The 21,322-nt window shown below is 68.3% G+C and carries 20 protein-coding genes; 7 read left to right on the top strand and 13 right to left on the bottom strand.

Features of this window, described 5'->3' with window-relative positions; genetic code table 11:
* Positions 1-81: 81 nt before the first annotated feature.
* From AC27L4_RS26530 to AC27L4_RS26500, 7 genes are all read right to left on the bottom strand, one after another.
* Positions 82-915 (bottom strand): universal stress protein, encoded by an 834-nt coding sequence (locus tag AC27L4_RS26530; protein WP_487145571.1) that lies wholly within the window; start codon positions 913-915, stop codon positions 82-84.
* Between the two features lie 239 nt (positions 916-1,154).
* Positions 1,155-2,138: a zinc-dependent alcohol dehydrogenase family protein gene (locus AC27L4_RS26525; RefSeq protein ID WP_487145570.1), complete on the bottom strand. Its 984-nt coding sequence runs from the start codon at positions 2,136-2,138 to the stop codon at positions 1,155-1,157.
* A gap of 95 nt (positions 2,139-2,233) precedes the next feature.
* On the bottom strand, positions 2,234-2,683 hold the full coding sequence (locus AC27L4_RS26520) for a hypothetical protein (protein ID WP_487145569.1): 450 nt from the start codon (positions 2,681-2,683) through the stop codon (positions 2,234-2,236).
* Between the two features lie 68 nt (positions 2,684-2,751).
* On the bottom strand, positions 2,752-3,606 hold the full coding sequence (locus tag AC27L4_RS26515) for a universal stress protein (RefSeq protein ID WP_487145567.1): 855 nt from the start codon (positions 3,604-3,606) through the stop codon (positions 2,752-2,754).
* Between the two features lie 9 nt (positions 3,607-3,615).
* A complete protein-coding gene (locus tag AC27L4_RS26510) occupies positions 3,616-4,362 on the bottom strand; it encodes a CBS domain-containing protein (protein WP_487145566.1) in 747 nt (248 codons plus the stop codon).
* A gap of 214 nt (positions 4,363-4,576) precedes the next feature.
* A complete protein-coding gene (locus tag AC27L4_RS26505) occupies positions 4,577-5,401 on the bottom strand; it encodes a universal stress protein (protein WP_487145565.1) in 825 nt (274 codons plus the stop codon).
* The gene (locus AC27L4_RS26500; RefSeq protein WP_487145676.1) at positions 5,398-6,162 is read right to left on the bottom strand and encodes a hypothetical protein; all 765 of its coding nucleotides are present in this window, start codon (positions 6,160-6,162) and stop codon (positions 5,398-5,400) included. Before AC27L4_RS26500 ends, AC27L4_RS26505 begins: the two co-directional genes overlap by 4 nt.
* Positions 6,163-6,211: 49 nt before the next feature.
* Between AC27L4_RS26500 and AC27L4_RS26495 the strand changes: the two genes are divergently transcribed.
* Genes AC27L4_RS26495 through arsB form a run of 4 tightly spaced genes read left to right on the top strand, consistent with a single transcriptional unit; the run spans position 6,212 to position 8,603 of the window.
* A complete protein-coding gene (locus tag AC27L4_RS26495) occupies positions 6,212-6,565 on the top strand; it encodes an ArsR/SmtB family transcription factor (protein ID WP_487145564.1) in 354 nt (117 codons plus the stop codon).
* Complete coding sequence (arsN2, locus tag AC27L4_RS26490; protein ID WP_487145563.1) at positions 6,562-7,002, top strand: arsenic resistance N-acetyltransferase ArsN2; 441 nt, start codon at positions 6,562-6,564, stop codon at positions 7,000-7,002. Before AC27L4_RS26495 ends, arsN2 begins: the two co-directional genes overlap by 4 nt.
* A gap of 15 nt (positions 7,003-7,017) precedes the next feature.
* Positions 7,018-7,545 (top strand): arsenate reductase ArsC, encoded by a 528-nt coding sequence (locus tag AC27L4_RS26485; protein WP_487145562.1) that lies wholly within the window; start codon positions 7,018-7,020, stop codon positions 7,543-7,545.
* Positions 7,545-8,603 (top strand): ACR3 family arsenite efflux transporter, encoded by a 1,059-nt coding sequence (gene arsB, locus AC27L4_RS26480; RefSeq protein ID WP_487145561.1) that lies wholly within the window; start codon positions 7,545-7,547, stop codon positions 8,601-8,603. The genes AC27L4_RS26485 and arsB overlap by 1 nt, the downstream gene beginning before the upstream one ends.
* Positions 8,604-8,703: 100 nt before the next feature.
* Here arsB and arsK read toward each other — a convergent pair whose 3' ends face one another.
* Positions 8,704-9,921: an arsenite efflux MFS transporter ArsK gene (arsK, locus tag AC27L4_RS26475; RefSeq protein ID WP_487145560.1), complete on the bottom strand. Its 1,218-nt coding sequence runs from the start codon at positions 9,919-9,921 to the stop codon at positions 8,704-8,706.
* Positions 9,890-10,258, bottom strand: coding sequence for an ArsR/SmtB family transcription factor (locus tag AC27L4_RS26470; protein WP_487145559.1), 369 nt, complete (start codon positions 10,256-10,258; stop codon positions 9,890-9,892). Before AC27L4_RS26470 ends, arsK begins: the two co-directional genes overlap by 32 nt.
* A 42-nt stretch (positions 10,259-10,300) precedes the next feature.
* Between AC27L4_RS26470 and AC27L4_RS26465 the strand changes: the two genes are divergently transcribed.
* Positions 10,301-10,819, top strand: coding sequence for a DUF6428 family protein (locus tag AC27L4_RS26465; protein WP_487145558.1), 519 nt, complete (start codon positions 10,301-10,303; stop codon positions 10,817-10,819).
* Between the two features lie 142 nt (positions 10,820-10,961).
* Here the strand turns inward: AC27L4_RS26465 and mgtA are convergent, their stop codons facing one another.
* Together mgtA and AC27L4_RS26455 are read right to left on the bottom strand one after the other, a co-directional pair.
* The gene (mgtA, locus tag AC27L4_RS26460; RefSeq protein ID WP_487145556.1) at positions 10,962-13,532 is read right to left on the bottom strand and encodes a magnesium-translocating P-type ATPase; all 2,571 of its coding nucleotides are present in this window, start codon (positions 13,530-13,532) and stop codon (positions 10,962-10,964) included.
* Positions 13,533-13,736: 204 nt separating this feature from the next.
* Positions 13,737-16,058, bottom strand: coding sequence for a bifunctional diguanylate cyclase/phosphodiesterase (locus AC27L4_RS26455; protein WP_487145554.1), 2,322 nt, complete (start codon positions 16,056-16,058; stop codon positions 13,737-13,739).
* Positions 16,059-16,520: 462 nt separating this feature from the next.
* Between AC27L4_RS26455 and AC27L4_RS26450 the strand changes: the two genes are divergently transcribed.
* Both AC27L4_RS26450 and AC27L4_RS26445 read left to right on the top strand, forming a co-directional pair.
* Complete coding sequence (locus AC27L4_RS26450; protein ID WP_487145552.1) at positions 16,521-16,805, top strand: hypothetical protein; 285 nt, start codon at positions 16,521-16,523, stop codon at positions 16,803-16,805.
* Positions 16,806-17,093: 288 nt separating this feature from the next.
* Positions 17,094-18,668 (top strand): EAL domain-containing protein, encoded by a 1,575-nt coding sequence (locus AC27L4_RS26445; protein WP_487145550.1) that lies wholly within the window; start codon positions 17,094-17,096, stop codon positions 18,666-18,668.
* Here the strand turns inward: AC27L4_RS26445 and AC27L4_RS26440 are convergent.
* Both AC27L4_RS26440 and AC27L4_RS26435 read right to left on the bottom strand, forming a co-directional pair.
* Entirely contained in the window at positions 18,653-19,354 is a 702-nt protein-coding gene (locus AC27L4_RS26440; protein WP_487145548.1) for an asparaginase, read from the bottom strand. The two genes, AC27L4_RS26445 and AC27L4_RS26440, sit on opposite strands and share 16 nt — an antisense overlap.
* 449 nt (positions 19,355-19,803) lie before the next feature.
* The gene (locus AC27L4_RS26435; RefSeq protein WP_487145546.1) at positions 19,804-21,057 is read right to left on the bottom strand and encodes an IS256 family transposase; all 1,254 of its coding nucleotides are present in this window, start codon (positions 21,055-21,057) and stop codon (positions 19,804-19,806) included.
* Positions 21,058-21,322 lie beyond the last annotated feature (265 nt).

Raw genomic sequence — 21,322 nt, 5'->3', positions numbered from 1 at the left:
CCCCGGCTTCGGGCGCCCGTCATGGAGCGCCCGGCGCGGCGCGGTCCCCGGCGGCCGGGCAGGTTGGGACCCGGCGCAGGCTCAGTGGGCCATGAGCATCGGGATGGGAGATCGCGCGAGCATGTCGCGGGTGGCGCCGCCGAACACCCATTCCCGCAGCCGCGAATGCCCGTAGGCGCCGAGGACGAGGAGGTCCGCCTCGAGCTTCCCGGCCTCGTCGAGGATGGCGTCGCAGACGCTGTCCCAGCGCGGAAGGTGCCGCAGCTCCGGCTTGACGCCATGGCGGTCGAGGTGGCGGGCAATGTCGGCGCTCGGTTCCTGCCGGTTCTCCTCGGCCGGGCCGTCGCGGCCGACGGTCACGAGCACAACCTGATCCGCCCGCCGCAGGAGCGGCATGGCCTCGGCCACGGCACGGGCGGCCTCGCGCGTATCGCTCCAGGCGATCAGGATGCGTTTCAGCTCGGACGGCCCGGTGCGGGGGGGCGCGACGTAGACGCCGCGGCCCGAGCCGAAGAGGGCTCCCTCCAGGGCGTCCGGCCAGTCCGGCAGATCCGCTCCGTAGGGACGCAGCGCCACGAACATGTCGCAGGTGCGGGCGTGCTGCGCCACGATCTCCCGGATGACGTCGCCGTGGACGTCGTGGCGGCGCAGCTCGGCCGGCACCGGCAGGTCGCCCAGCCGGCGCCTGAGCCGCACCTCGTCCTTGTCGCCCTTGCTCCGCGCCTCGGCCTCGATCGCCTCGATCGCATCGGCGGCGGCAAAGCCGCCGTCGGCCGGCACGAACGGCATTGCGACGGGGTTCGTGTAGAGGCCGGTGAGATGGGCACGGAACAGGACGGCGAGATGTTCGGCATGGGCGAGCCGAACTTCGTCGGAGCCCGTGCCGTCGAGATGGACCAGAATGTCGCGGATCATCGCACGCCTCCTCCGAACGCCGCCCTGATCCCGCATGGTGCCAGGGCGGAAGCCGCCGCGCCTTGATGTCCCTCAAGCCGGCGCCGCGCCGGGCTGCCCCGGGGCCGGCCATGACGGCTGAGAGGACGCCGCCTCTCCCGGAGCGGCATGGTCGGGCCTGATCCCAGCACCTGTGGGATCAGGTTCGCACGACACGGCCCGGACACCCTGGCGGGGCGGGCCGGCATCGCGATCGCGGGTCAGGGCACCAGCACGGCCGCTCCTTGCAGCCGCCCCTGCCTGAGGTCGGAGAGGGCGGTATTGGCCTGCTCCAGCCCGTAGCGGGTCGTTTCGGTCCGGACCGGAATGGCGGCGATCGCGGCGAGGAATTCGACGGCATCGGCCCGGGTCAGGTTGGCGACCGACAGCAACCGGCGCTCCTCCCACAGCAGCCGATACGGAAATGCCGGGATATCCGTCATGTGGATCCCGCCGCACACCACCCTTCCGCCCTTGCGGACCGCGCGCAGGGCGGCCGGCACGAGATCGCCGACGGGTGCGAAGATGATCGCGGCATCGAGCGGTTCCGTGGCCGGCTGGTCGGAGCCACCCGCCCATGTGGCGCCGAGCGAGCGCGCGAAGGCCTGGGCTGCGACATCCCCCGGCCTGGTGAACGCATGGACGCGGCAGCCGTTGTAGGCGCAGATCTGGGCGAGGATGTGCGCCGCGGCGCCAAAGCCGTAGAGGCCGATGGCCTCGGCCGGTCCCGAAAGCTTGAGGCTGCGCCAGCCGATCAGGCCGGCGCAGAGCAGCGGCGCAAGGGCGACCGGGTCGGCATGCTCGTCGAGCGGGAAGGCGAAGTCTGCATCGGCGACGGCGTGAGAGGCGAAGCCGCCGTCGCGGGTGTAGCCGGTGAACAGCGGCGCATCGCACAGGTTCTCACGACCTCCGGCGCAATAGGCGCAGTGTCCGCAGGTGTGGCCGAGCCAGGGAATGCCGACCCTCTGCTCCAGCCCGAAGCCGTGGACGGAGGGGCCGATGGCGTCGATCCGGCCGATGATCTCATGGCCCGGCACCAGCGGCAGGCGGGGACTGCGCAGGTCGCCGTCGACAATGTGCAGATCGGTCCGGCAGACCCCGCAGGCTTCCACCCGCACGCGGATCTCGCCGGCCCTCGGGATCGGGTCCGGGCGCTCGACGCGCTCGAGCGGGCGACGCAGCTGCTTCAGGACCATCGCGTACACGGGTTTGCTCCTTCAGTGGACATCGCCCCCTGCGCCGGCCGGACCGCAGGCCGACTCTCGATCCCGCGGGCGCGGCCTGCAACCGGCCCGCCTCGTCACCTCGGCACGCGGACCCGCTGCCGGCCCGGCGTTTCGCCGGCGACCTGGGGCGGCCGCCCGAGACGCTCGCGGATCGGGTGCACGTCGACGATCCGGAACGTCCTGAGGCAACGCCTGGAATTGCCGATCGAGACATAGTCGCCGGCGCGGAAGGCATGGGTCTCCAGCCGGTGGCCGCCCTCGTCGTCGCTGGTGGTGTCCGGATCGAAATCGAACAGCCAGGTCGCGCCGCCGGCACCGCCGGCGCGGTGGATAAGCCGGCCATGGCGTTCGGGCTCGCCCGGAACGAAGCGCCGCACCTGGCACAGGGGGCGCAGGTGCTGCCAGGCGATCGGATCGAGATGGCCGCTGCGGTCGAGAGGCGCGATCAGATCGTATCCGATGAGATCGCTGCCGTCGGGATGATCGGGCGTGCGGGCGAGGTGGAGGGTGATGCGATGGAGCATGGCGATGTCTCGGTGGCGAGTGGTCGAAGCGGCGCCGTGCGTCTTGCCTGCCCACTCCGGCCGTCGGATCAGGCGGCGAGAAGGACGGGAACCGTCGCCGACGACAAGGCGTCCCGCGTCGCGCCGCCCAGGATGGTTTCGCGCAAGCGCGAGTGGCCATAGAAGCCCATGACGACGAGGTCGGCGCCGGTCAGCCCGGCATGCAGCTGCAGCGTGTCGAACACACGCCCGTTATGCGCCGGCCGATCGGAGACCGAGACCTCGGCGCAGCGGCGGGCGAGATGGCGCGCGGCGTCGGCGCCGCCCACGGCCTCGGCCGCGGCGCGTCTGGCCCGCGGCGACTCGCCGGAAACGCCGACCACGTCGATGCTGCGGCATGCGCCGAGGATCGGGGCGGCCAGATGCATGGCCCGGGCCGCTTCCCGGCCGCCGTCCCAGGCGAGCAGGGCCCGGCGGATATCGGCGCCGGCCGTCCAGCCGGCGGGCACAAGCAGCGTCGCCACGCCCGACGACTCGATCAGATCCTCCGCGAATTCGCGGTGCAGCTCGAAGCCCGGATGCGGGGCATCGACCACGGCGAGGTCGTGCACGCGCGCCACGCGGGCAATCGCCTCATAGAGAGGGAACAGGGGCTCCTGCCGGACCTCCACGCTGGCCGACACTCCGGCCACCGCGGCGAGCTCGCGCAGGCGTTCGCCGAGAGCCTCGGCCCGTTCGCGGCTGCCGGCATTGGCCTGCGCTTCGATGCCGGCGAGATCGAACATCGGCGACAGCGAGGCGATGGACGTCCGCGCGACGCCGACCGCGATCGTCAGATGCGCCGAATGGCGGGCGGCGAGATCGACCGCATAGGCCGCGGCGGCCTCATGGGAGTCGTCGAGCGCGGGGTCCATGCGGACGAGACAAACATCGCGGAGTGGCATGGCCGGTTCCTATGCAGCCTTGTCGGGGGTGGCGTTCCGCGTCTCGTCGAGCGGCGAGGCGATTGCGATGCCGGTATTGGGCTCCACCCAGACCAGATGGTCCTCGACCCGGCGCACTCCGGCGACGTTCTCGGCGGCGACGCGGATCGCATCGCGTTCGCGCTCGTCGAAGATGGCCCCGCGAAGCCGGACGACGCCGTTCTCCACCGCCACGTCGAGGGCGGATGTGGGAGCCCAGCTCTGGGCCGCAAGCTCGGCCAGGATGCGGCTGCGGATCTCCGCGTCGCTCGCGGCCTGGTCCCCGCGAGCCGGGGCGAGGACGCCGGCGAGGCCGCGGATGATGTCGGCCCGGGTGAGAATGCCGACGAGCTTGCCCCGGCTCAGCACCGGGAGCCGCTTCACCTGCCGGCGTTCCATCTGCGAGACCGCCTCGTCGAGCGTGGCCTCGTCGTCGACCGTGACCGGATCCGGGGTCATCAGCTCGCCCACCAGCCGCCCGTTGGCGCGAACATATTCGGAGGCGAGGCGGCCGGGCTGGATGAGCCACTCCAGCCAGCGGGAGTGCCTGGGCTGCGTGCCGACCTCGATGCGCCGCAGCAGATCGCCTTCGCTGATGACGCCGACCAGGGCGCCCGCTTCGTCGACGACCGCGAGGCCGCTGACATGGGCGCCCAGCATGCGCTGGATCGCATCGGCGATCGTGGCGGTTCGCTCGACCGTGATCACCGGCTTCGACATGATGTCTCCGACCCGCATGGTGCTCTCCCGGTTCGATGGGCGGACGATCCGCCGTTGCTGGCCCGACCATGGCGCCGTTCGAGCGCGCCGTCGTTGATCTGGCTCAAGCGCGGCCGCGCCTGCGAACATCCGGTTCGCTGCGAACGGGAGCGAAGGTCCGCCGCTCCGGTCGCGACGGCGCGGATCAGGGAACGGTGTCCCGATGACGGCGCGGCATTGCGAACGGGCCCCTTCAGTGGGCGACCAACAAGGGGCAGGGGCTGCGCGACAAGAGTTCGCGCGTGACGCCGCCGACCAGCTTTTCGCGCCAGCGCGCGTGTCCGTAGGCGCCGGCAACCAGGACATCGGCGCAGATGCGCCCCGCCTGCTCGAGCAGGGCCTGGGCGATGGAGGGGCCCGGGGCGACCGTCGCGACTTCCACGGCCAGCCCGTGCCGGTCGAGGCTGGCGGCGAGATCGGCCATCGCCGCCGAGGTTTCCGCCTGCCCGTCTTCGTCCGCGACGAGCACGAGCTGGATCCGGCTGGCCGCCCGCAACAGCGGCAACGCCTCGTGCAGGGCTCGGGCGGCTTCGCGCGCGTCCGACCAGGCGACCAGGGCGGTGCCGATCGAGGCGGCAGGACGGCGGCCCGGCGGCACGAGATAGAGGCAGCCGCCGCCCTCCAGCAGGACCGAGTCGACGATCGCGTCGCAGTCGGCGTTGCCTCGATATGGGCAGGGGGCGATCAGCATGTCGCCGGTCCTCGCTTCGGATGCGAAGCGGCGCGCGATCAGTCGCGTCGGCCCTTCGATCTTGCGCAGCTCCGATGTCGGTGTGGCGCGGTCGAGACGGGCCCGCAGGCGGGCTGCGGTCGCTGCGCCCTGCAGCCGCAACCGTTCCTCGTAGACCACCATGGCCCCGGCTCCTGGCTCGCCGGGCAGCGGCGAGAAGGTCGGCAGGACATTCGGGTAGAGGCCGACGAGATGGCAGGCGCGGCTCCCCATCACTGTTTCGGCGTGGGCGATGCGGGTCTCGTCGTCCGGGCTCCCGTCGAGATAAATCTGAATCGTCTTGATCATGGGGCGTCCCCTTTTCGCCATTCAACCAGAGCGGCACGGCAAGGGCCTTGACCTGGCTCAAGCCGGCCTGGCGCGAAGACGAGCCCCTCCTCGTCCCCGGCCGTCACGGCGCCCGTCCCGGCCGGCATCCGCCGCCAGGCGATGCCGAGCAGGCGCTGGCCGCTTCGGGCGAAACCGTCATGCAGCCTGAGAAACCGCTCGCGGGACGCGGCGTCGAGATCGCAGACGGACCCGTCCCGCCGTTCGAACCGCTCCGATCGGGCGAGGAGCTCTTCCGGCGCGCCCTTGACCACCAGGAGGCAGTCGGTTCCGTCGCAGATCAGCACGGAGAGCCGCCGGCGGGCGAAGTCGAAGGGAACCTCGTCACGCTTCGTCCAGCGATCGCCGTCGGGGGGAGCCGGCCGCGCGAGGATGGCCTCGTCAAGGGGGCTGCGCACGCCGGTCTCGAAATGCGCGTTCAGCCAAGCCAGGCGGAAGACGGCGTCGTCGTCCCCGCCGCATCGGCGATCATGGCGATTCGCTCGACCGCGATCATCGGCTTCGACATGAGTCTCCGACCCGCATGGTGCTCTCCCGGTTCGACGGGCGGACGATCCGCCGTCGCTGGCCGGACCATGGCGCCGTTCAAGCGCGCCGTCGTTGATCTGGCTCGAGCACGGCAGCGCCTGCGAACATCCGGTTCGCTCCGAACAATGGGCGAGGAAGCCCGTCGATCGGCCGCTCGATCGGCGGAACACCGAATGCTGCGCGCATTCCTCCATCTGCACGGATGTCATTGACTGCAGACAATATATCTAATATTCTGGATATATGGATATAAATACAGCGATAGCGGGGCTCGGCGCCTTGGCTCAGACCACGCGGCTGGAGACCTTTCGGCTCCTGGTCCGACACGAGCCCGATGGGATTCCGGCCGGCGAACTCGCCCGCCTCATCGACGTGCCGCAGAATACGATGTCCGCGCATCTCGCCACGCTTTCGCGGGCGGGGCTGGTCACGAGCGAGCGACAGGGTCGGTCGATCATTTATCGCGCGGACCTCGAGGGGCTGCGCGAGCTGACGCTGTTCCTGCTGAAGGATTGCTGCGGCGGCTCAACCGAGCTTTGCGCCCCGCTCGTCGCGGAACTGACACCCTGCTGCAGCCCGGCTGCGAAACTGCCATGAGCGCCATCAGACTGGAGCAGGTCGCGGGCGGCGACCTTGACCTGGAGGCGGCGCTGAAGGGAGCGGACCTTCCGACGGGTGATATCGAGGACCACGGCCGGATCTTCTTCAAGGCCTTGTCGGAGGATGATCGGATCGTCGGGTTCTCCGGCATCGAGCGCTGCGGCAGCGACTATCTTCTCAGGTCCGTGGTCGTGCTTCCCGAGAACCGCGGAAGCGGTCTCGGCCGGGCCGTCGTCGAGGCGACCCTGGCAAACGTGGAGAGCGCGAGTGACGTCTTTCTCGCGATGACGAGCGCGGCGCGGTTTTTCGCGAGCCTCGGATTTTCCGAAGTCCAGCGGGACAGCGCGCCCGCCGCGGTGCGCGAGACCCGCCGACTTTCGTCCATCTGCCCATTCTCGGCGACCGTCATGAAGCTTGCCCGGCCGCCGAGCTAGCCACGGACCAACACCATGACCGACAAGACTTACAACGTGCTCTTCCTGTGCACGGGCAATTCCGCTCGCTCTATTCTCGCCGAATCCATCCTGAACAAGGAGGGGGGCGGGCGGTTCAAAGCCTACTCGGCCGGCAGCCAGCCAAAGGGCGAAGTCAACCCGCACACCCTGAAGGAACTCGAAGCGTCGGGCTACCCGTCGACGGGGTTCGCCTCGAAGAGCTGGGACGTGTTCGCACAGCCTGGTGCACCGGAGATGGATTTCATCTTCACCGTCTGCGACAGCGCCGCCGGCGAAGCCTGCCCTGTCTGGATCGGCCATCCGATGACCGCCCATTGGGGTATCGAAGACCCGGCCGCCGCCGTGGGTTCCGAGGTCGAGATTCAGCGCGCCTTCGCGCAGGCGGCTCGCTTCCTCAAGAACCGCATCACGGCTTTCATCAGCCTCCCGCTCGCCTCGATTGACCGGATGGCCATCGAGACCAGGCTGCGGCGGATCGGTGCGATGGAGGGCTCGGCAAGCCTCGAAGGAAAGCCGGCCTGATGTCCACATTCGAACGCTACCTTACCATCTGGGTCTTCCTCTGCATCATCGTCGGCGTGGCTCTCGGCCACATGATGCCCGGGGTTTTCCGGGTCATCGGCGCGGCCGAGGTCGCCAAGGTGAACATTCCCGTTGCCATTCTGATCTGGCTGATGATCGTTCCGATGCTGCTGAAGATCGATTTTCGCGCACTGGCGCGGGTCGGAACCTACTGGCGCGGCATTGGCGTGACCCTGATCATCAACTGGGCCGTCAAGCCGTTCTCCATGGCGTTGCTGGGCTGGCTCTTCATCGGCTGGCTGTTCCGTCCCTATCTTCCCGCTGATCAGATCGACTCCTACATTGCCGGCCTGATCATCCTCGCGGCCGCCCCATGCACGGCCATGGTGTTCGTCTGGAGCAACCTGACGCGCGGCGAACCGTTGTTCACGTTGTCACAGGTCGCGCTCAACGACGCGATCATGGTCGTCGCCTTCGCCCCGATCGTCGGCCTGCTGCTCGGCCTCTCCGCCATCACCGTGCCCTGGGACACGCTTGTTCTCTCGGTCGCCCTTTACATCGTCGTGCCCGTCATCATCGCGCAGATCGTCAGGCATCGCCTTACGTCCGACGGAACGACACGGGTGCTGGACGGCGTGCTCGCAAAGCTGCAGTCGATTTCTCTGGCGGCGCTCCTCGCCACGCTGGCTCTTCTCTTCGCCTTTCAGGGCGAGCAGATCATCGCTCAGCCGGTCGTGATCGGCCTGCTGGCTGTCCCGATCCTGATCCAGGTCTACTTGAACTCCGGTCTTGCCTATCTTCTGAACCGACTGTCGGGCGAACGACATTGTGTTGCCGGTCCCTCGGCTCTGATCGGGGCCAGCAACTTCTTCGAACTCGCGGTCGCGGCCGCCATCAGCCTCTTCGGATTCCGGTCCGGCGCCGCACTGGCAACCGTCGTCGGCGTGCTCATCGAGGTCCCGGTGATGCTCTCCGTCGTCTGGATCGTGAACCGCTCGAAGGACTGGTACGAGGCCGCCCCGGTCGTCTCCCGGCCCACTATCGCCGAAAGGCAATGAGCGTGGACGCCGCCATCTCCCCAACTTGTCCCGCGGGACGTCTCGCAACACGCTGGCGCCGATCCGCGCGACCGAGCTCGAAAGGCGCGTGTCGCTGCGGTCAATCCGACGTCTGCTTCGTCGCCACGGCGATGGCGGCAAACGCCCCGATCCCGAGCGCGCCGAGGGTGGCGCTCACGGCGAGCGAAGCGCCTATTCCAAATCGCTCCATCGTGGCCGCGAACGCGAAGGGCGCTGTGGCGCCGGCGGCCAGCCTCGCGGCCGTCATCTTGCCGGTGAGAGTGCCGTATCCGTCCGATCCGAACAGATAGAGGGGCAGGCTGCCCTGGGCGATGCTGTTGATACCCGATCCGAGACCCAGGCAAATCGAGAAGGCGACCGCGCCCGGAAGCCAGTCTCCGGACAGCGCCAGGATGACGACGCTGAGGACCATGAGGGTCGCGGACATGACGGCGAGGCCCGGTGGGGCCAGCCGCGTGCCGAAGATCATGTTGATCAGTCGGCTGAGGACCTGCGCCGGGCCGAACAGCGAACCGATGACGACCGCCGCGCTTCCAAGACCGAGCGCGCCAAGCATCGGCACCATATGCGCGAGCATCGCGCCCAAGGTGAAGCTCAGAAGCGCGAATGCGGCCGAAACGACGAGCATGGCGTCGCGGCGGCGTTCGCGCGGGATCGCGCCAATGACCGGCTCGCGCACCGACCTCCGGCCGGCCGTGACAAGTTTCCCCTTCCGCATGATCCAGACGTGCAGCGGCATGCAGACGGAGAGGTTGAGCGCAGCATAGACGAGATAGACCTCGCGCCAGGACAGGTAGCCCAGCAGCGCCGTGGAGATCGGCCAGAAGATGGTGGAGGCGAAGCCGGCGATGAGCGTGAGGTAGGTGATGCTCCTCGAGGCGGATCGGGGGTCGGCTTCGACCAGCGCCGTGAAGGCGGCCTGATACTGGACCATACCGGACGATATCTCCAGCAGGACGATGGCAAGCGCGAAGACCGCCACGGACGGCGACCATGCGCAGAGGATCAGGGTCAGTGCAGACAGGGCCGAGCCGATCGCCATCACCATTGCCGCGCCGACGCGGTCCATCTGCCTGCCGATATACGGCGCCGACAGGCCGCCGACGAACAGCGAGGCGGAGAAAACGGCGAAGACCTGGGCGACGGTAAGGCCAAGGTCCTTCGCCATTCCGGGCGCCAGGATGCTGAAGCTGTAATAGAGGCTGCCGTAGCCGATGATCTGGGTCAGGCCGAGCGCGGCGACGATGCCGACGGGTACTTTCGCATCACGCAACGGCGTCGCCCTCGTTCGCGGCATTGCCGCTCGCGCAGCAGGCATCAGGCCGTTCGACGCTTTCGCGGACGGTGGGATGTCCCGCGCAGCAGTCTTCCATCAGGAATTTCACGAGTTCGGCCAGGGTCCCATAGCTGGCGCTATAGACGATCGAGCGCGCTGCGCGTCGCTGCGAGATCAGGCCCGACCGCTCCAGCTCCTTCAGGTGGAACGAGACGTTCGAGGGCGAGACTCCCACTCGATCCGCGATCAGGCCGGCGGCAAGCCCATCGGGGCCAGCGATGACCAGGATGCGGACGATTGCGAGGCGTGTTTCCTGGGAAAGCGCCGCGAACGATGCGAGGGCTTGACGTTCGTCCATGTTTCAATAATCATTGAATCGTTGAATATAGGAGTAGCGCACATGAACGCGATCGGCAAGATCGTTTCTTCAGACATGACGCTTGGCCACCTCCTCGATGCGCTCGCAGACGCGCCGGAGGCCCCGCTCGTGTTTCTCTACGAGGGGCGGGCGGTGAAGGCTGGATACCATGTCACCGAGGTCAAGGCGGGTGAGTTCTCGGCGCTCGACTGCGGCGCCAACCCGGAAGCCTGGTCGGAAATGTTCATCCAGCTCTGGGATATCGACGAAGCCGGGCGGACCCACATGCCGGCGGGCAAGTTCTCGGCGATCATCCGCAAGGTGTCGGAGCATGTGCGGCTCGATTCTTCGGCCAGGCTGACGTTCGAAGTGAGCGACGGAGAGCGACCGATGGCGCTCTACAGTGCATCCGCGCCACGCCGGAACGGTCATGCCCTCGAGGTGGCGCTCGTGGCCCGGCCATCGAGCTGCAAGCCGCGCGATCGCTGGCTTGCGGAGAATACGGCGATGGAAGTCTCATGCTGCGGGCCGGCGGCGAGCAGGTCGACGTGCTCCGCCTGAGCGACCGCCCTGCGCTGCCGCGGAGGCCCGTCAGGGGTAACCGTCCCGGTCCGCTGCGCATTTCGGGTTTGCTGCACATGCCGGGGAATGGCCGATCGACGGTGCAAGCCTTGGGGAAACGCCGGTCGTCGCGATAGCCCGGTCAGCGCCGGGACGGGGCGCGGGACACCCCGCCCGGCCAGTTCAGGCCGGAGAATTGCAGGCCGGCTGCCGCCGCCAGATAGGCGGCCACGATCAGGCCCAGCACCAGGACCATGGCCGGCGGCGGCGCGGTGAATCCGAAGACGGTCCCGAACCCGGTCAGCGGCAGGAGCAGCGCCACAGCGAGGGCCGCCAGCGAGGACGACACGAGCACCGCATGGGCGCGGCTCGCCGGCGGAAAGCGCCGGCTGCGAAGGATGAAGATCACGAGGATCTGCGTCGCCATCGACTCCATGAACCAGGCTGTCCGGAACGTTGCCGGATCGGCCTGGAACACGTGATAGAGCACGAAGAACGTCACGAGGTCGAAGACCGAGCTCAGCAGCCCCATGACGATGGTGAAACGCCGGAGCATCGCCAGGTCCCAGCGCCGAGGTCGGCGTGTCTCGTCCGGCTCGATCCGGTCGAACGGGATGCCGATTTCGGAGATGTCGTAGAGGAGGTTGTTGAGCAGGATCTGGATGGGCAGCATCGGCAGGAACGGCAGGAACAGCGACGCCGCCGCCATCGACAGCATGTTGCCGAAGTTGGAGCTGGTGCCCATCAGCACGTATTTGAGAATATTGGCGAAGGTCCGCCGGCCCTCCTCGACGCCGCGGCAGATCATGGCGAGGTCCGGACGCGTCAGGACGAGATCGGCGGCCTGCTTGGCCACGTCCACCGCCGTCTCGACGGAGATGCCGACGTCGGCGGCCTTCAGCGCAGGCGCATCGTTGACGCCGTCGCCGAGGAAGCCGACCGTGCGCCGTCGGGTCTTGAGCGCCCGGATGATCCGCATCTTCTGGTTCGGGTCGACGCGGCAGAACAGCGAAACCTCGTCGACACGGGCGAACAGGGCTTCGTCGGACAGGGTCGCGACCTCCTGCCCGGTGAGGACCTCGCCGCTGCCGATGCCGAGCGTCTCGGCGAGGTGGCGGACCACCAGGTCGTTGTCGCCCGACAGGATTTTGACGGCGACGCCCTGTGCCGCCAATGTCTGCAAGGCCTGGGCGGCGCCTGCCTTGGGCGGGTCCACGAACACGGCGAAGCCGGCGAAGACGAGCCCCTCCTCGTCCCCGGCCGTCACGGCGCTCGTCCCGGCCGGCATCCGCCGCCAGGCGATGCCGAGCAGGCGCTGGCCGCTTCGGGCGAAATCGTCATGCAGCCTGAGAAACCGCTCGCGGGACGCGGCGTCGAGATCGCAGACGGACCCGTCCCGCCGTTCGAACCGCTCCGATCGGGCGAGGAGCTCTTCCGGCGCGCCCTTGACCACCAGGAGGCAGTCGGTTCCGTCGCAGACCAGCACGGAGAGCCGCCGGCGGGCGAAGTCGAAGGGAACCTCGTCACGCTTCGTCCAGCGATCGCCGTCGGGGGGAGCCGGCCGCGCGAGGATGGCCTCGTCAAGGGGGCTGCGCACGCCGGTCTCGAAATGCGCGTTCAGCCAAGCCAGGCGGAAGACGGCGTCGTCGTCCCCGCCGTCGAGCCGCACGTGTCCGACCAGGGCGATGCGGGCCTCCGTCAAGGTTCCGGTCTTGTCGGTGCACAGCACGTCCATGGCGCCGAGATCGTGCAGCGCCGCCAGGCGCTTGACGATCACGCCGCCCTTGGCGAGGCGGAGTGCGCCGCGTGCGAGGGTGACGGTCATGATCATCGGCAGGAGCTCGGGCGTCAGGCCGACGGCGAGGGCGACCGCGAACAGGAAGGAGTCGACGAACGGCCGCGCCACGGCGACATGGGCGAGAAGCACGAACAGCACGAGAAAGGCGGTGAGCCGCAGGACCAGCAGGCCGAATCGGCGCATCTCGCGCTCGAATGCCGTCGGCGGCTCGGTCTCCGCCAGGGCCGCCACGATCGTTCCGAAACGGGTGGCGCGCCCCGTCGCCGCCACCAGCATGATGCCGGCGCCACTGACGATCGACGAACCCATGAACAGGGCGTTCTGCGCCTCGGCGGGATCGTCGGTCTGTGCGGCCGTGGTCTGCTTGGCGGCCGGGTAGGGCTCGCCGGTGAGCAGGGCCTGGTTGGCATAAAGGTCGCGCGCTTCGATGCAGACGCCGTCGGCCGGCACCAGGTCGCCGGCACGCAGCTCGACCACGTCCCCCGGAACGAGATCCGCAGCCGCGAGCTGGATCACGGCGCCGTTCCGGCGCACGTCGACGCGGACGGCGACGCTCCGGCGCAGCGCGGCGGCCGCGCGCTCGGCGTGCTGTTCCTGCAGGATATCCAGCGCGATGGAGACGACGACGATCAGCACGATGGTCGCGGCGCCGGCGGCATCCCCGGTGAAGCCGGTGACGATCGCGGCGGCGAGCAGAATGGCGACAAGCGGTTCGACGAGCTTGCGGCCCAGCCGCTTCAGGAAGACGAAAGATACCGTCTGCGTGACGCTGTTGGGGCCATGGACCTGTCTGCGCCGCGCCGCCTCGGCCGCCGTCAGGCCCTCCGGCCTGCTCGACAGGCGGTCAAGGAGCGCCACGGCGCCGTCGCGCCAGAACGCCATGCCCTCGCCGGCATCCTGCGGCCGCGGATTCATCGCCGGGCGCCCGGCTCGATGCCGCGGGACCGCCGAGGATCGGCCTCGCATTCCCGCAAGGCAGCCGCGGGCAGTCGGGCGGGCGGCTTCTTCGTCGTCCTCATCGCCTGCTCCCGGAGCGGATGCGTCGAGACCCGCCCAGGATGGACCAACCCGCGGCATGAAGGCCTTGCGCCAGATCAATCCGCGATCGCCGGGGGGCGGCTAGGAGCCGGCGGCGGAGACCGCCTCGTCGCCCCCGACATGGTGCGGCCGCGTCCGGCGCTCGTCATCCTGGCCGTGCCCGGCGGCGAGGGCCCTGGCGGCATCGGCGCCGAGCGGCTCGCCGAGCAGGAAACCCTGCACCGATCCGCAGCCGAGCTTGGCGAGGGCGTCGAGCTGATGCTGGCTCTCGACACCTTCGCCGGTCGTCGCGATGTGCAGGTCGCGCGCCATCGAAATGACGGCCCGGACCACCGCCGCCGAGCCGGGGTCGGTGCGGGACGCATTGATGAAGCTCCGATCGATCTTGATGCGATCGAGCTCGAACTGGCGCAGATGGGCGAGCGAGGAGTAGCCGGTGCCGAAGTCGTCCATGGCGATGCGGACCCCGAGGGCGCGCAGGCCCGCCAGGGCTGCGGCCATCGGCTCGCTGTTGTCGAGCATCGCGGTCTCGGCGATCTCGATCTCCACGCGCCGCGGCAGCAATCGATATTTGTCGAGGACCTGGGCCAGGTGACGCAGGATGTCCGCTCCCCGCAACTGCACCGGCGAGACGTTGATCGAGACGTAGAGATGCTGCGGCCATTGCGCGACCTGCCGGCAGGCCTCGTCGATCACCCAGGCGCCGATGTCGACGATCGCGCCGCTCCGTTCCGCGGCGGGGATGAACTCCGCCGGCGGCACCAGGCCGCGTTCCGGATGATGCCAGCGCAGCAATGCTTCGAAGCCGGTGAGCTCGCGCCCGGGAAGGCCGTAGAGCGGCTGGTAACGCAGCTCGAACTGCCTGGCTGCGATCGCGCGCGCCAGATCCGCGTCGAACATCCGGCGCCGTTCGGCGTCCTCGATCATGCCCTCGCGATAGGTCTCCACCCGGCCGCGGCCGCGCTCTTTCGCCTTGTAGAGGGCAAGGTCGGTCATGCGCTGCAGGCGCTCCGGATCGTCGCCCGGCAGCCGCTCGGCCACGCCGGCGCTGCCGCCGACCGAAACCGTGTGGTCGCCGATGGCGAAGGGGCGGGTCAACGCCGCGACGATGTCGGACGCCAGCGCATGGCCACCGGCCAGGCTCCGCTCGGCGAGCACGGCGAACTCGTCGCCGCCGAGCCGGAACACCAGGTCCGTGGGGGCGCAGATGTCGCGCATGCGTTGCGCCACTTCGATCAGGAGCTGGTCGCCGGCCGCGTGGCCGAGCGTGTCGTTGACCGCCTTGAAACGGTCGAGGTCGATCATCAGCATCACGAACGGGGAACGCTGCGCCATGCGGTCCACCGTCTCGGCAAAGCTGCGCCGGTTGGGCAGGCCCGTGAGCACATCGTGGAACGCCATGTGCGCGATCTTCCTCTGGCCTTCGCGCGCCTCCGTGACGTCGTCATAGGTGACGATCACGCCCCCGTCCGGCATGCGATGACGAGACATGCTCACGATCCGGCCGTCGTTGAGGTGGTGCTCGACCTTCGCCCTGGCGGGTCCGGCCTCGCCGAGGTCGTGATTGTCGATGATCCGCTGCAACCGGGCCTCGTCGCCGCCGACGGCCGAGCCAAGGCGGCCGAGGTATTCTCTCACCGGCATTCCGGTGCGCAGCGCATCCTTCTCGAGACCGAACAGCTCCGAAACACGGGCGTTGAACAGGCGCACCGTGCCGTCCCGCGCCAGCATCAGGAGGCCGCTCGACATGTTGCGCAGCGCCTCGACGGCTTCGGCGCGGGTATGATCGTCGATCAGCTGAATGGCGAAGCCGGGCCCGAATATGATTAGGGCGACCGCCGCGACGGCAAAGGCCAGCGAGCGGAGGGCCTGCGGATTGGAGTAGGAGCCCTCGATCAGCATCGGCTCGACCCGGAAGGCCGTCATTCCGGTGAAATGGAGACTGACGATGGCGAGGATGAGCATCGCGGCCGCAATGGGCCGGTGGGCTCGAAGAGACCGGTCCATGGCCACCTGGAGGGCAATGGCGGAGAACGCGACCGACAGCACGATGGAGGCCACGAGGTAGGACGTGTCCCAGGAGACGATGCCCTGCACGCGATAGGCCGCCATGCCGGTATAGTGCATGACGACGATGGCCAGCCCCGTGATCGCGCCGCCGAGGAGCGGAGCATGGCGCATCGTTCGGCGGGTGGCGATCGCGACGCCCGACGCGGCTCCGAGGATGGCGACGAACAGGGAGGCCACCGTCGTCGATGGGTCGAAGCTGACGGGAACGCCGGGATCGAACCCGAGCATCGCGATGAAATGCGTGCACCAGATCGCCGCGCCGGCCGCCACGGCCGTGAGCACGGTCCAGCCCATCCGCCGCTTGCCCGAGGTCGCTGCCGCACGGTCGAACAAGCTGATCGTGCTCCATGAGCCCGCGCCGCAGACAATTGCCGCAAAGAGCACCAGCCACAACTCGTGATTGTCGCGTACGCACCCCAAAACCGTCATCATCAGCGTTTACCGACCGTCACCGCGCGTACGAGCTCCGCTCGGAGCATAGCGGGTTTCTTTTCTTGATTCGCCTGTCTTGTTAGACAGTTATCAACAATTGCACGGCACCTTACGCTTGCGCTCATGTGTCTCGTGAGCGCCTGTTCCCGGCTCGTGCGGCGCATCGCTGTGTCAATGCCCGCGCCACCGATGACCCATCCCGAGACGACCTCATCCTCGACCAAGGCGGTTCGGCGTTCGCGGGACATCGCCCGCGACCTGCGTCGCCGCGAGGCGCGGCCGCAGCATCCTCGGTCGGCCGGCGAGCCGGCGCAGTCCGCCCTTCGCGAGCAACTCCCCGCAGAGCACGAAACAGTCAGGCCGATGTCGAAACACGATCCCTGGCCGGAGGATTACGAAGAGCGCGGCCTCTCCCGGCTGATGATGCGCTGGCCGGATCGGCGGCCGGCGCTTCAGCAGCTGCGCAGCCGGCACGGGTTCATGCTGCTGTGCGCCGCCTACCATGCCGCGCATACGGCCGCCGAGCATTGGGTGCATTCCACCAGCCCCGAGGCCGCGGTGCGCGTGGAGGAGTTTCGGGCCGTCGCCGCCGCGATCGAACGGGACGTCGCGGCGATCTATCTCAAGTCGTCCGACGGCGGCGCCTGAAGCGTTTGGCGATTTGACGGAATCGCGTCAAGTCGCAAAGACGCCTCGAAACGAAGCTTTGAAGCAAAGCGCGTTTCCACCAGAACACGCTTCACGCCAGCCGCGGGTCGGCGAGGCCGCCTGCAGGCTTCGGTTGCTGTCCCGCCATCCCGGCGTGTTGTCCAGTTGCATGCGGGCGCGCGGCTTCCCGTTGCTGCAACCTTGTGAAGGTTCATCATGGTTTTACCAACGGCAACTTACCAAGCCGCCGGAACGACGTGACGAGGCCGGATGCACAGACGGACGATATTGACCATTGCCACGTGCCTGGCGGTGCTGGCCGGCGTCCTGCCGATGATCGTGCTGTCCCATGTGCAGCAGATGCGTGTCCTCGGGGCCGAACGCAAGCAGGTCGACGACTATGCCGGCTGGATCGCGATCCGCGTGAACCGGACGCTCGACGATGCGAAGCAGGCGCTCGCCCGCGCCGAGACGGAAGGCAAGGGGGACTGCTCGCTCGAGCACATCCGGCAAATGGGGCAGATCGTCCTGGACGCACACAGCATCCAGGACATCGGCTATTTCCGCAACGGCGAGCTTGCCTGCACCACCCTCGGGGTCATTGCGAAGCCGACGGCCCAACCTGCAGCCGACATGGATCTGGGCCGGGGCTACTCTCTCACCTTTGCCGTGCAGCCGGAACTCTTCCGGAGCAAGCCCCTGATCGCGCTCCATCGCGGACGCTACGACGCGCTGATCAGATCCGGGCGGCTGACCGATCTGGTGGCCGATGCCGGCATGACGCTCGGCGTGGCGACCGACCAGGGGCATGTGCTGGAACTGTCCGGGCCGGCCGATCCGAAGCTGGTTCCCGGGCTGGTGTTCCGTCGACGCGCCGGCATGGACGACCGCTATGTGCTGGCGTCGCGCCGCGCGGCGGGGCTGGTGACGTTCGCGTTCGTCGACCGCGACCAGGCGCGGATCGCAGCCGCCGGCGACTGGCGGGACATCCTGCCGCTCAGCCTCGTCATTTCACTCGCCCTGATCGGCATCGTGATCTGGGTTTCGCGCCAGCAATTGTCGCCGGAGAAGACCCTGGAGCTGGCGATCCGCAAGCGGGACTTCGTGGTCCACTATCAGCCGATCATCGAGCTTTCGACGGGGCGCTGCGTCGCGGCCGAGGCCTTGCTGCGGTGGCGCCAGCGCGGAGGCGCCATGGTGCCTCCCGACCTTTTCATCCCCCTGGCGGAAGCGACCGGCCTGATATCGCAACTCACGAGCGTGATGATCGAGATCGTCATGGAGGAGATGGGCCCGCTCCTCCGAAGCGACAGGCACCTCCATATCTCCATCAATATTCCCGCGGGCGACATGGAGAGCGGACGTTTCCTGCCCAGCCTCGCCGCGGCCATCGGCAAGGCCGGGATCGGCCCTGCGCAGGTCTGGCTCGAGGTGACGGAGCGCGGCTTCATCAATGCCGCCGCCGTGACGAACGCGATCGAAGCCGCGCGCACCGCCGGCTATCGGATCACGATCGACGATTTCGGGACGGGCTATTCCAGCCTGTCGCTGCTCGAAGGGCTCCCCCTCGATGCTCTCAAGATCGACAAGGCCTTCGTCGATGCGATCGGCCGCGATGCGGCGAACAGCGTGGTGGCGCCCCACATCATCGCCATGGCGCATGAGCTGAAGCTTTGCATGATCGCCGAGGGCATCGAGACGCCCGAGCAGGAGGCGTACCTCAGGAACGCCAATGTCCAGCTCGGGCAGGGGTGGCTCTATTCGAAGGCGATTCCCTTCGAGCAATTCCAGGCATTCCACCACCGCGACGGCATGGCCGACCAGGCCATGCCGGCGCCGCTAGCTCCCTATCCGCCGAGATAATCGATCTCTGCGCGCAGCCGCTCGTCGTCCAGCCCCATTCCCAGCAGGACCGACAGGAGCACGCGTGCCTTCTGGCCGCTGAGGTCGCCGGCGAAGACGATTCCCCCCTCCGCCAGCACCTTGCCGCCGCCATTGCCGTAGATGGGCCTCACGCGTCCGCGCTGGCAGCGGCTGGTCATGACGACGGGAATGCCCCGCCGGACGACGTCGATTGCTGCCGCCGTGACCGCCGGCGGCGCGTTGCCGCGCCCGAAGCCTTCCAGGACCAGCGCCTGCGCCCCGTTCTCGGCGGCGAAGCGCACATAGCGGCCGTCGGTGCCCATGGCGAGCTTGATCAACTCGACATTCGCTGCGATCCGGTCCGCATCATAGTGGCGCCGCAGCACCGGCCTGCGATGGAGCACGACACGGTCGCCGTCGACCTCGCCCAGCTTGCCATGCTCGGCGGACAGGAACGTATCGGTCCGCGAGGTGTGGGATTTCGTAACGTCGCGCGCGGCATGGAACTCCTGGTCGAAGCAGATCACGGTGCCCAGGCCCCGGGCTTCGCCGGACGCGGCCAGGCGGAGGGAGTCAGCCAGGTTCCGGGGACCGTCGGGGTTCGGTTCGTCGGAGGCATGCTGGGCGCCGGAGCTCCTGGCCGGCGAAGGCGCACATCTCAACGAACTGAAGCGGTGATGGAGCATCGCGGGAGGGCGCCCGTGACGCGCTGCGGTTTGATCCGCTGCGACGCACGAGATCAAAACTTAAGGTCGGCGCCTTTCGCGACATGCCCCTTGCGACACACGAGCCTGGCCCCAGAGTCGTCTTCCAGCGCGACCTTCGCGAGCGCGTATTCCAGGACTTTGTATCGAAGGCGATGAGGGACTCGGTCTTGGCGGCTGCCATGAAGCCGCGACAATCAGGCTGCTTTCGCCGCCTCAAGCCTGACAGGCTGGAGCGGACCGAGTTTGTGCAGGCTCGAGCATCGGAATCTCCTCGTCGAACAAAATCTCTATTCAGACCAGCGGATTCAGTGTCGCGGGCAGACACGATGGGGGGCAGTTAGTTTGAGATTTGCGGTTTCGAGGCAGGTGCCGTCGCAATTTGTGTTGGAATTGATTCTGGCGGCCTCCAGCTGGGTTAGGTTATCGTTTCATGCGGCCAGGTCAATCGGCTGATTGGAAGGCTTTTCGGCGAGGCTCTGCCAGCCGTCGACTTTGCGCATGCTGATCTGGCCGGCGGCGAGCAGCGCCCAGAACAGCATCGCGGCGGTCTCGGCGCAGGGCAGCACGGTCTGCGTCTTGATCCGGCGCTTGAACTCCTCATGCAGCCGCTCGATCGCGTTGGTGGTGCGGATCGAGCGCCATTGGCTTGGCGGGAACAGCGTGAAGGTGATCAGCCGCTCGCCGGCCTCCTCCAGGCTGTCGGCGACGGCCCGGCATTTCAGCCGCCACTTGCGAAGGAAGGCCTTGCGCCTGGCCTCGACCTCCGGCTTCGTCACGGCGTAAATCATGTCGGTATAGTCGGCCGTGAGTTCCTCGTGCAGCCGATCGGGCGCATGGGCGAGAAGGTGCTTGTGCACCGTGCAGCGCTGCACCGGCACGTCGGTCCACAGCGCGGCCAGCGCCTTGTCGAGGCCGGACCCGCCGTCGACGATGACGAGCTTGGGCGTCCGCAGGCCGCGCCGCACGAGATCGTCGAGCCCGCTGCGCCAGGCCGCCTCGCTCTCCCCGCCCATGCTCTTGGCCGCCAGCAGCACCTTCTGCCCATCCTCGCGTACCCCGAGCACGCCCAGCAGCGAGATCGACGTCGCCTTGCGGTCGAGCCGCACGCGCACCACCGTGCCGTCGAGGACCAGCCGCGCGATCGGCTCGTTGGAGAGGTCGCGCCGGTTCCAGGCGTCCCGGTCGGTCTTCGCCTTGCGCCAGGCCCGGCTCACCGTGTCCTTGCCGACGGCGCCGCCGAACACGGGCGCCAGGGCGCGGCGCACACGGCGGGTGTTGGCGCCGGCCAGATAGGCGCCGGCGATCAGCGCGTCCGCTTGCCGGGTGCGCCGCGGATAGGCCGGGATCGTCGCGTTCTGCCACTCGGCCCTCGTGCCGTCCGCCGCCTCCAGCCGAGCCCGCGGCACCCGCAGCCGCATTGGTCCGAAGGTCCCTGTCAGGCCACGCTCGCGATGGCCGTGCCGGTGCCCGCCGGCCCCGCAGCGGTCCTCGCCGGCCTCGCCGGCGCGCCGCTCGTAGCGCCCACGCAAAAGCGCGGCATCCAGCTCACTCTCCAGCATCGCCTCGATGAAACCGCGGATGCGCAGCCGAACCCCGGCCTCCACCGGATCGAACCACGCGTCCCCAGCGAAAAGTGCCGCATCTGCCGCAACCGGCGCCGGCTTCGTGCTATGGCTTTCCATGGCGTGATCTCCATCGGCGCTCCAACGCCGAATCTGCTTGGTTGAACAAGCCGGAGATTACGCCACCCTCAAATTCCAACCACTCCCGCGACAGCACCTCGAGGCAAATGCTCGGTCCGGAACTCACTCGTGGCGGACAAAGGAGCGGCTGCTGCGCCGCAGTCTCACTCACAGGAAAGGGAAATGATCATACCCGTCCCACTGCCGCAGGAATTCACTTGAGTGATGGGTACGGAGTACGATTGCTAGGTGAGAATCATATCAG

The sequence above is a fragment of the Labrys sp. Lb11 genome (assembly GCF_057554225.1).
Note: the sequence above shows the minus strand (reverse complement) of the source record. Positions and strands in the feature narration are given on the sequence as shown.

Coding starts and splice junctions, on each gene's coding strand:
- AC27L4_RS26530 (WP_487145571.1), bottom strand. CDS start 915: ATGATCCGCGACATTCTGGTCCATCTCGACGGCACGGGCTCCGACGAA.
- AC27L4_RS26520 (WP_487145569.1), bottom strand. CDS start 2,683: ATGCTCCATCGCATCACCCTCCACCTCGCCCGCACGCCCGATCATCCC.
- AC27L4_RS26515 (WP_487145567.1), bottom strand. CDS start 3,606: ATGCCACTCCGCGATGTTTGTCTCGTCCGCATGGACCCCGCGCTCGAC.
- AC27L4_RS26510 (WP_487145566.1), bottom strand. CDS start 4,362: ATGCGGGTCGGAGACATCATGTCGAAGCCGGTGATCACGGTCGAGCGA.
- AC27L4_RS26505 (WP_487145565.1), bottom strand. CDS start 5,401: ATGATCAAGACGATTCAGATTTATCTCGACGGGAGCCCGGACGACGAG.
- AC27L4_RS26500 (WP_487145676.1), bottom strand. CDS start 6,162: ATGGAGGAATGCGCGCAGCATTCGGTGTTCCGCCGATCGAGCGGCCGA.
- AC27L4_RS26495 (WP_487145564.1), top strand. CDS start 6,212: ATGGATATAAATACAGCGATAGCGGGGCTCGGCGCCTTGGCTCAGACC.
- arsN2 (WP_487145563.1), top strand. CDS start 6,562: ATGAGCGCCATCAGACTGGAGCAGGTCGCGGGCGGCGACCTTGACCTG.
- AC27L4_RS26485 (WP_487145562.1), top strand. CDS start 7,018: ATGACCGACAAGACTTACAACGTGCTCTTCCTGTGCACGGGCAATTCC.
- arsB (WP_487145561.1), top strand. CDS start 7,545: ATGTCCACATTCGAACGCTACCTTACCATCTGGGTCTTCCTCTGCATC.
- arsK (WP_487145560.1), bottom strand. CDS start 9,921: ATGCCGCGAACGAGGGCGACGCCGTTGCGTGATGCGAAAGTACCCGTC.
- AC27L4_RS26470 (WP_487145559.1), bottom strand. CDS start 10,258: ATGGACGAACGTCAAGCCCTCGCATCGTTCGCGGCGCTTTCCCAGGAA.
- AC27L4_RS26465 (WP_487145558.1), top strand. CDS start 10,301: ATGAACGCGATCGGCAAGATCGTTTCTTCAGACATGACGCTTGGCCAC.
- mgtA (WP_487145556.1), bottom strand. CDS start 13,532: ATGAATCCGCGGCCGCAGGATGCCGGCGAGGGCATGGCGTTCTGGCGC.
- AC27L4_RS26450 (WP_487145552.1), top strand. CDS start 16,521: ATGTCGAAACACGATCCCTGGCCGGAGGATTACGAAGAGCGCGGCCTC.
- AC27L4_RS26440 (WP_487145548.1), bottom strand. CDS start 19,354: ATGCTCCATCACCGCTTCAGTTCGTTGAGATGTGCGCCTTCGCCGGCC.
- AC27L4_RS26435 (WP_487145546.1), bottom strand. CDS start 21,057: ATGGAAAGCCATAGCACGAAGCCGGCGCCGGTTGCGGCAGATGCGGCA.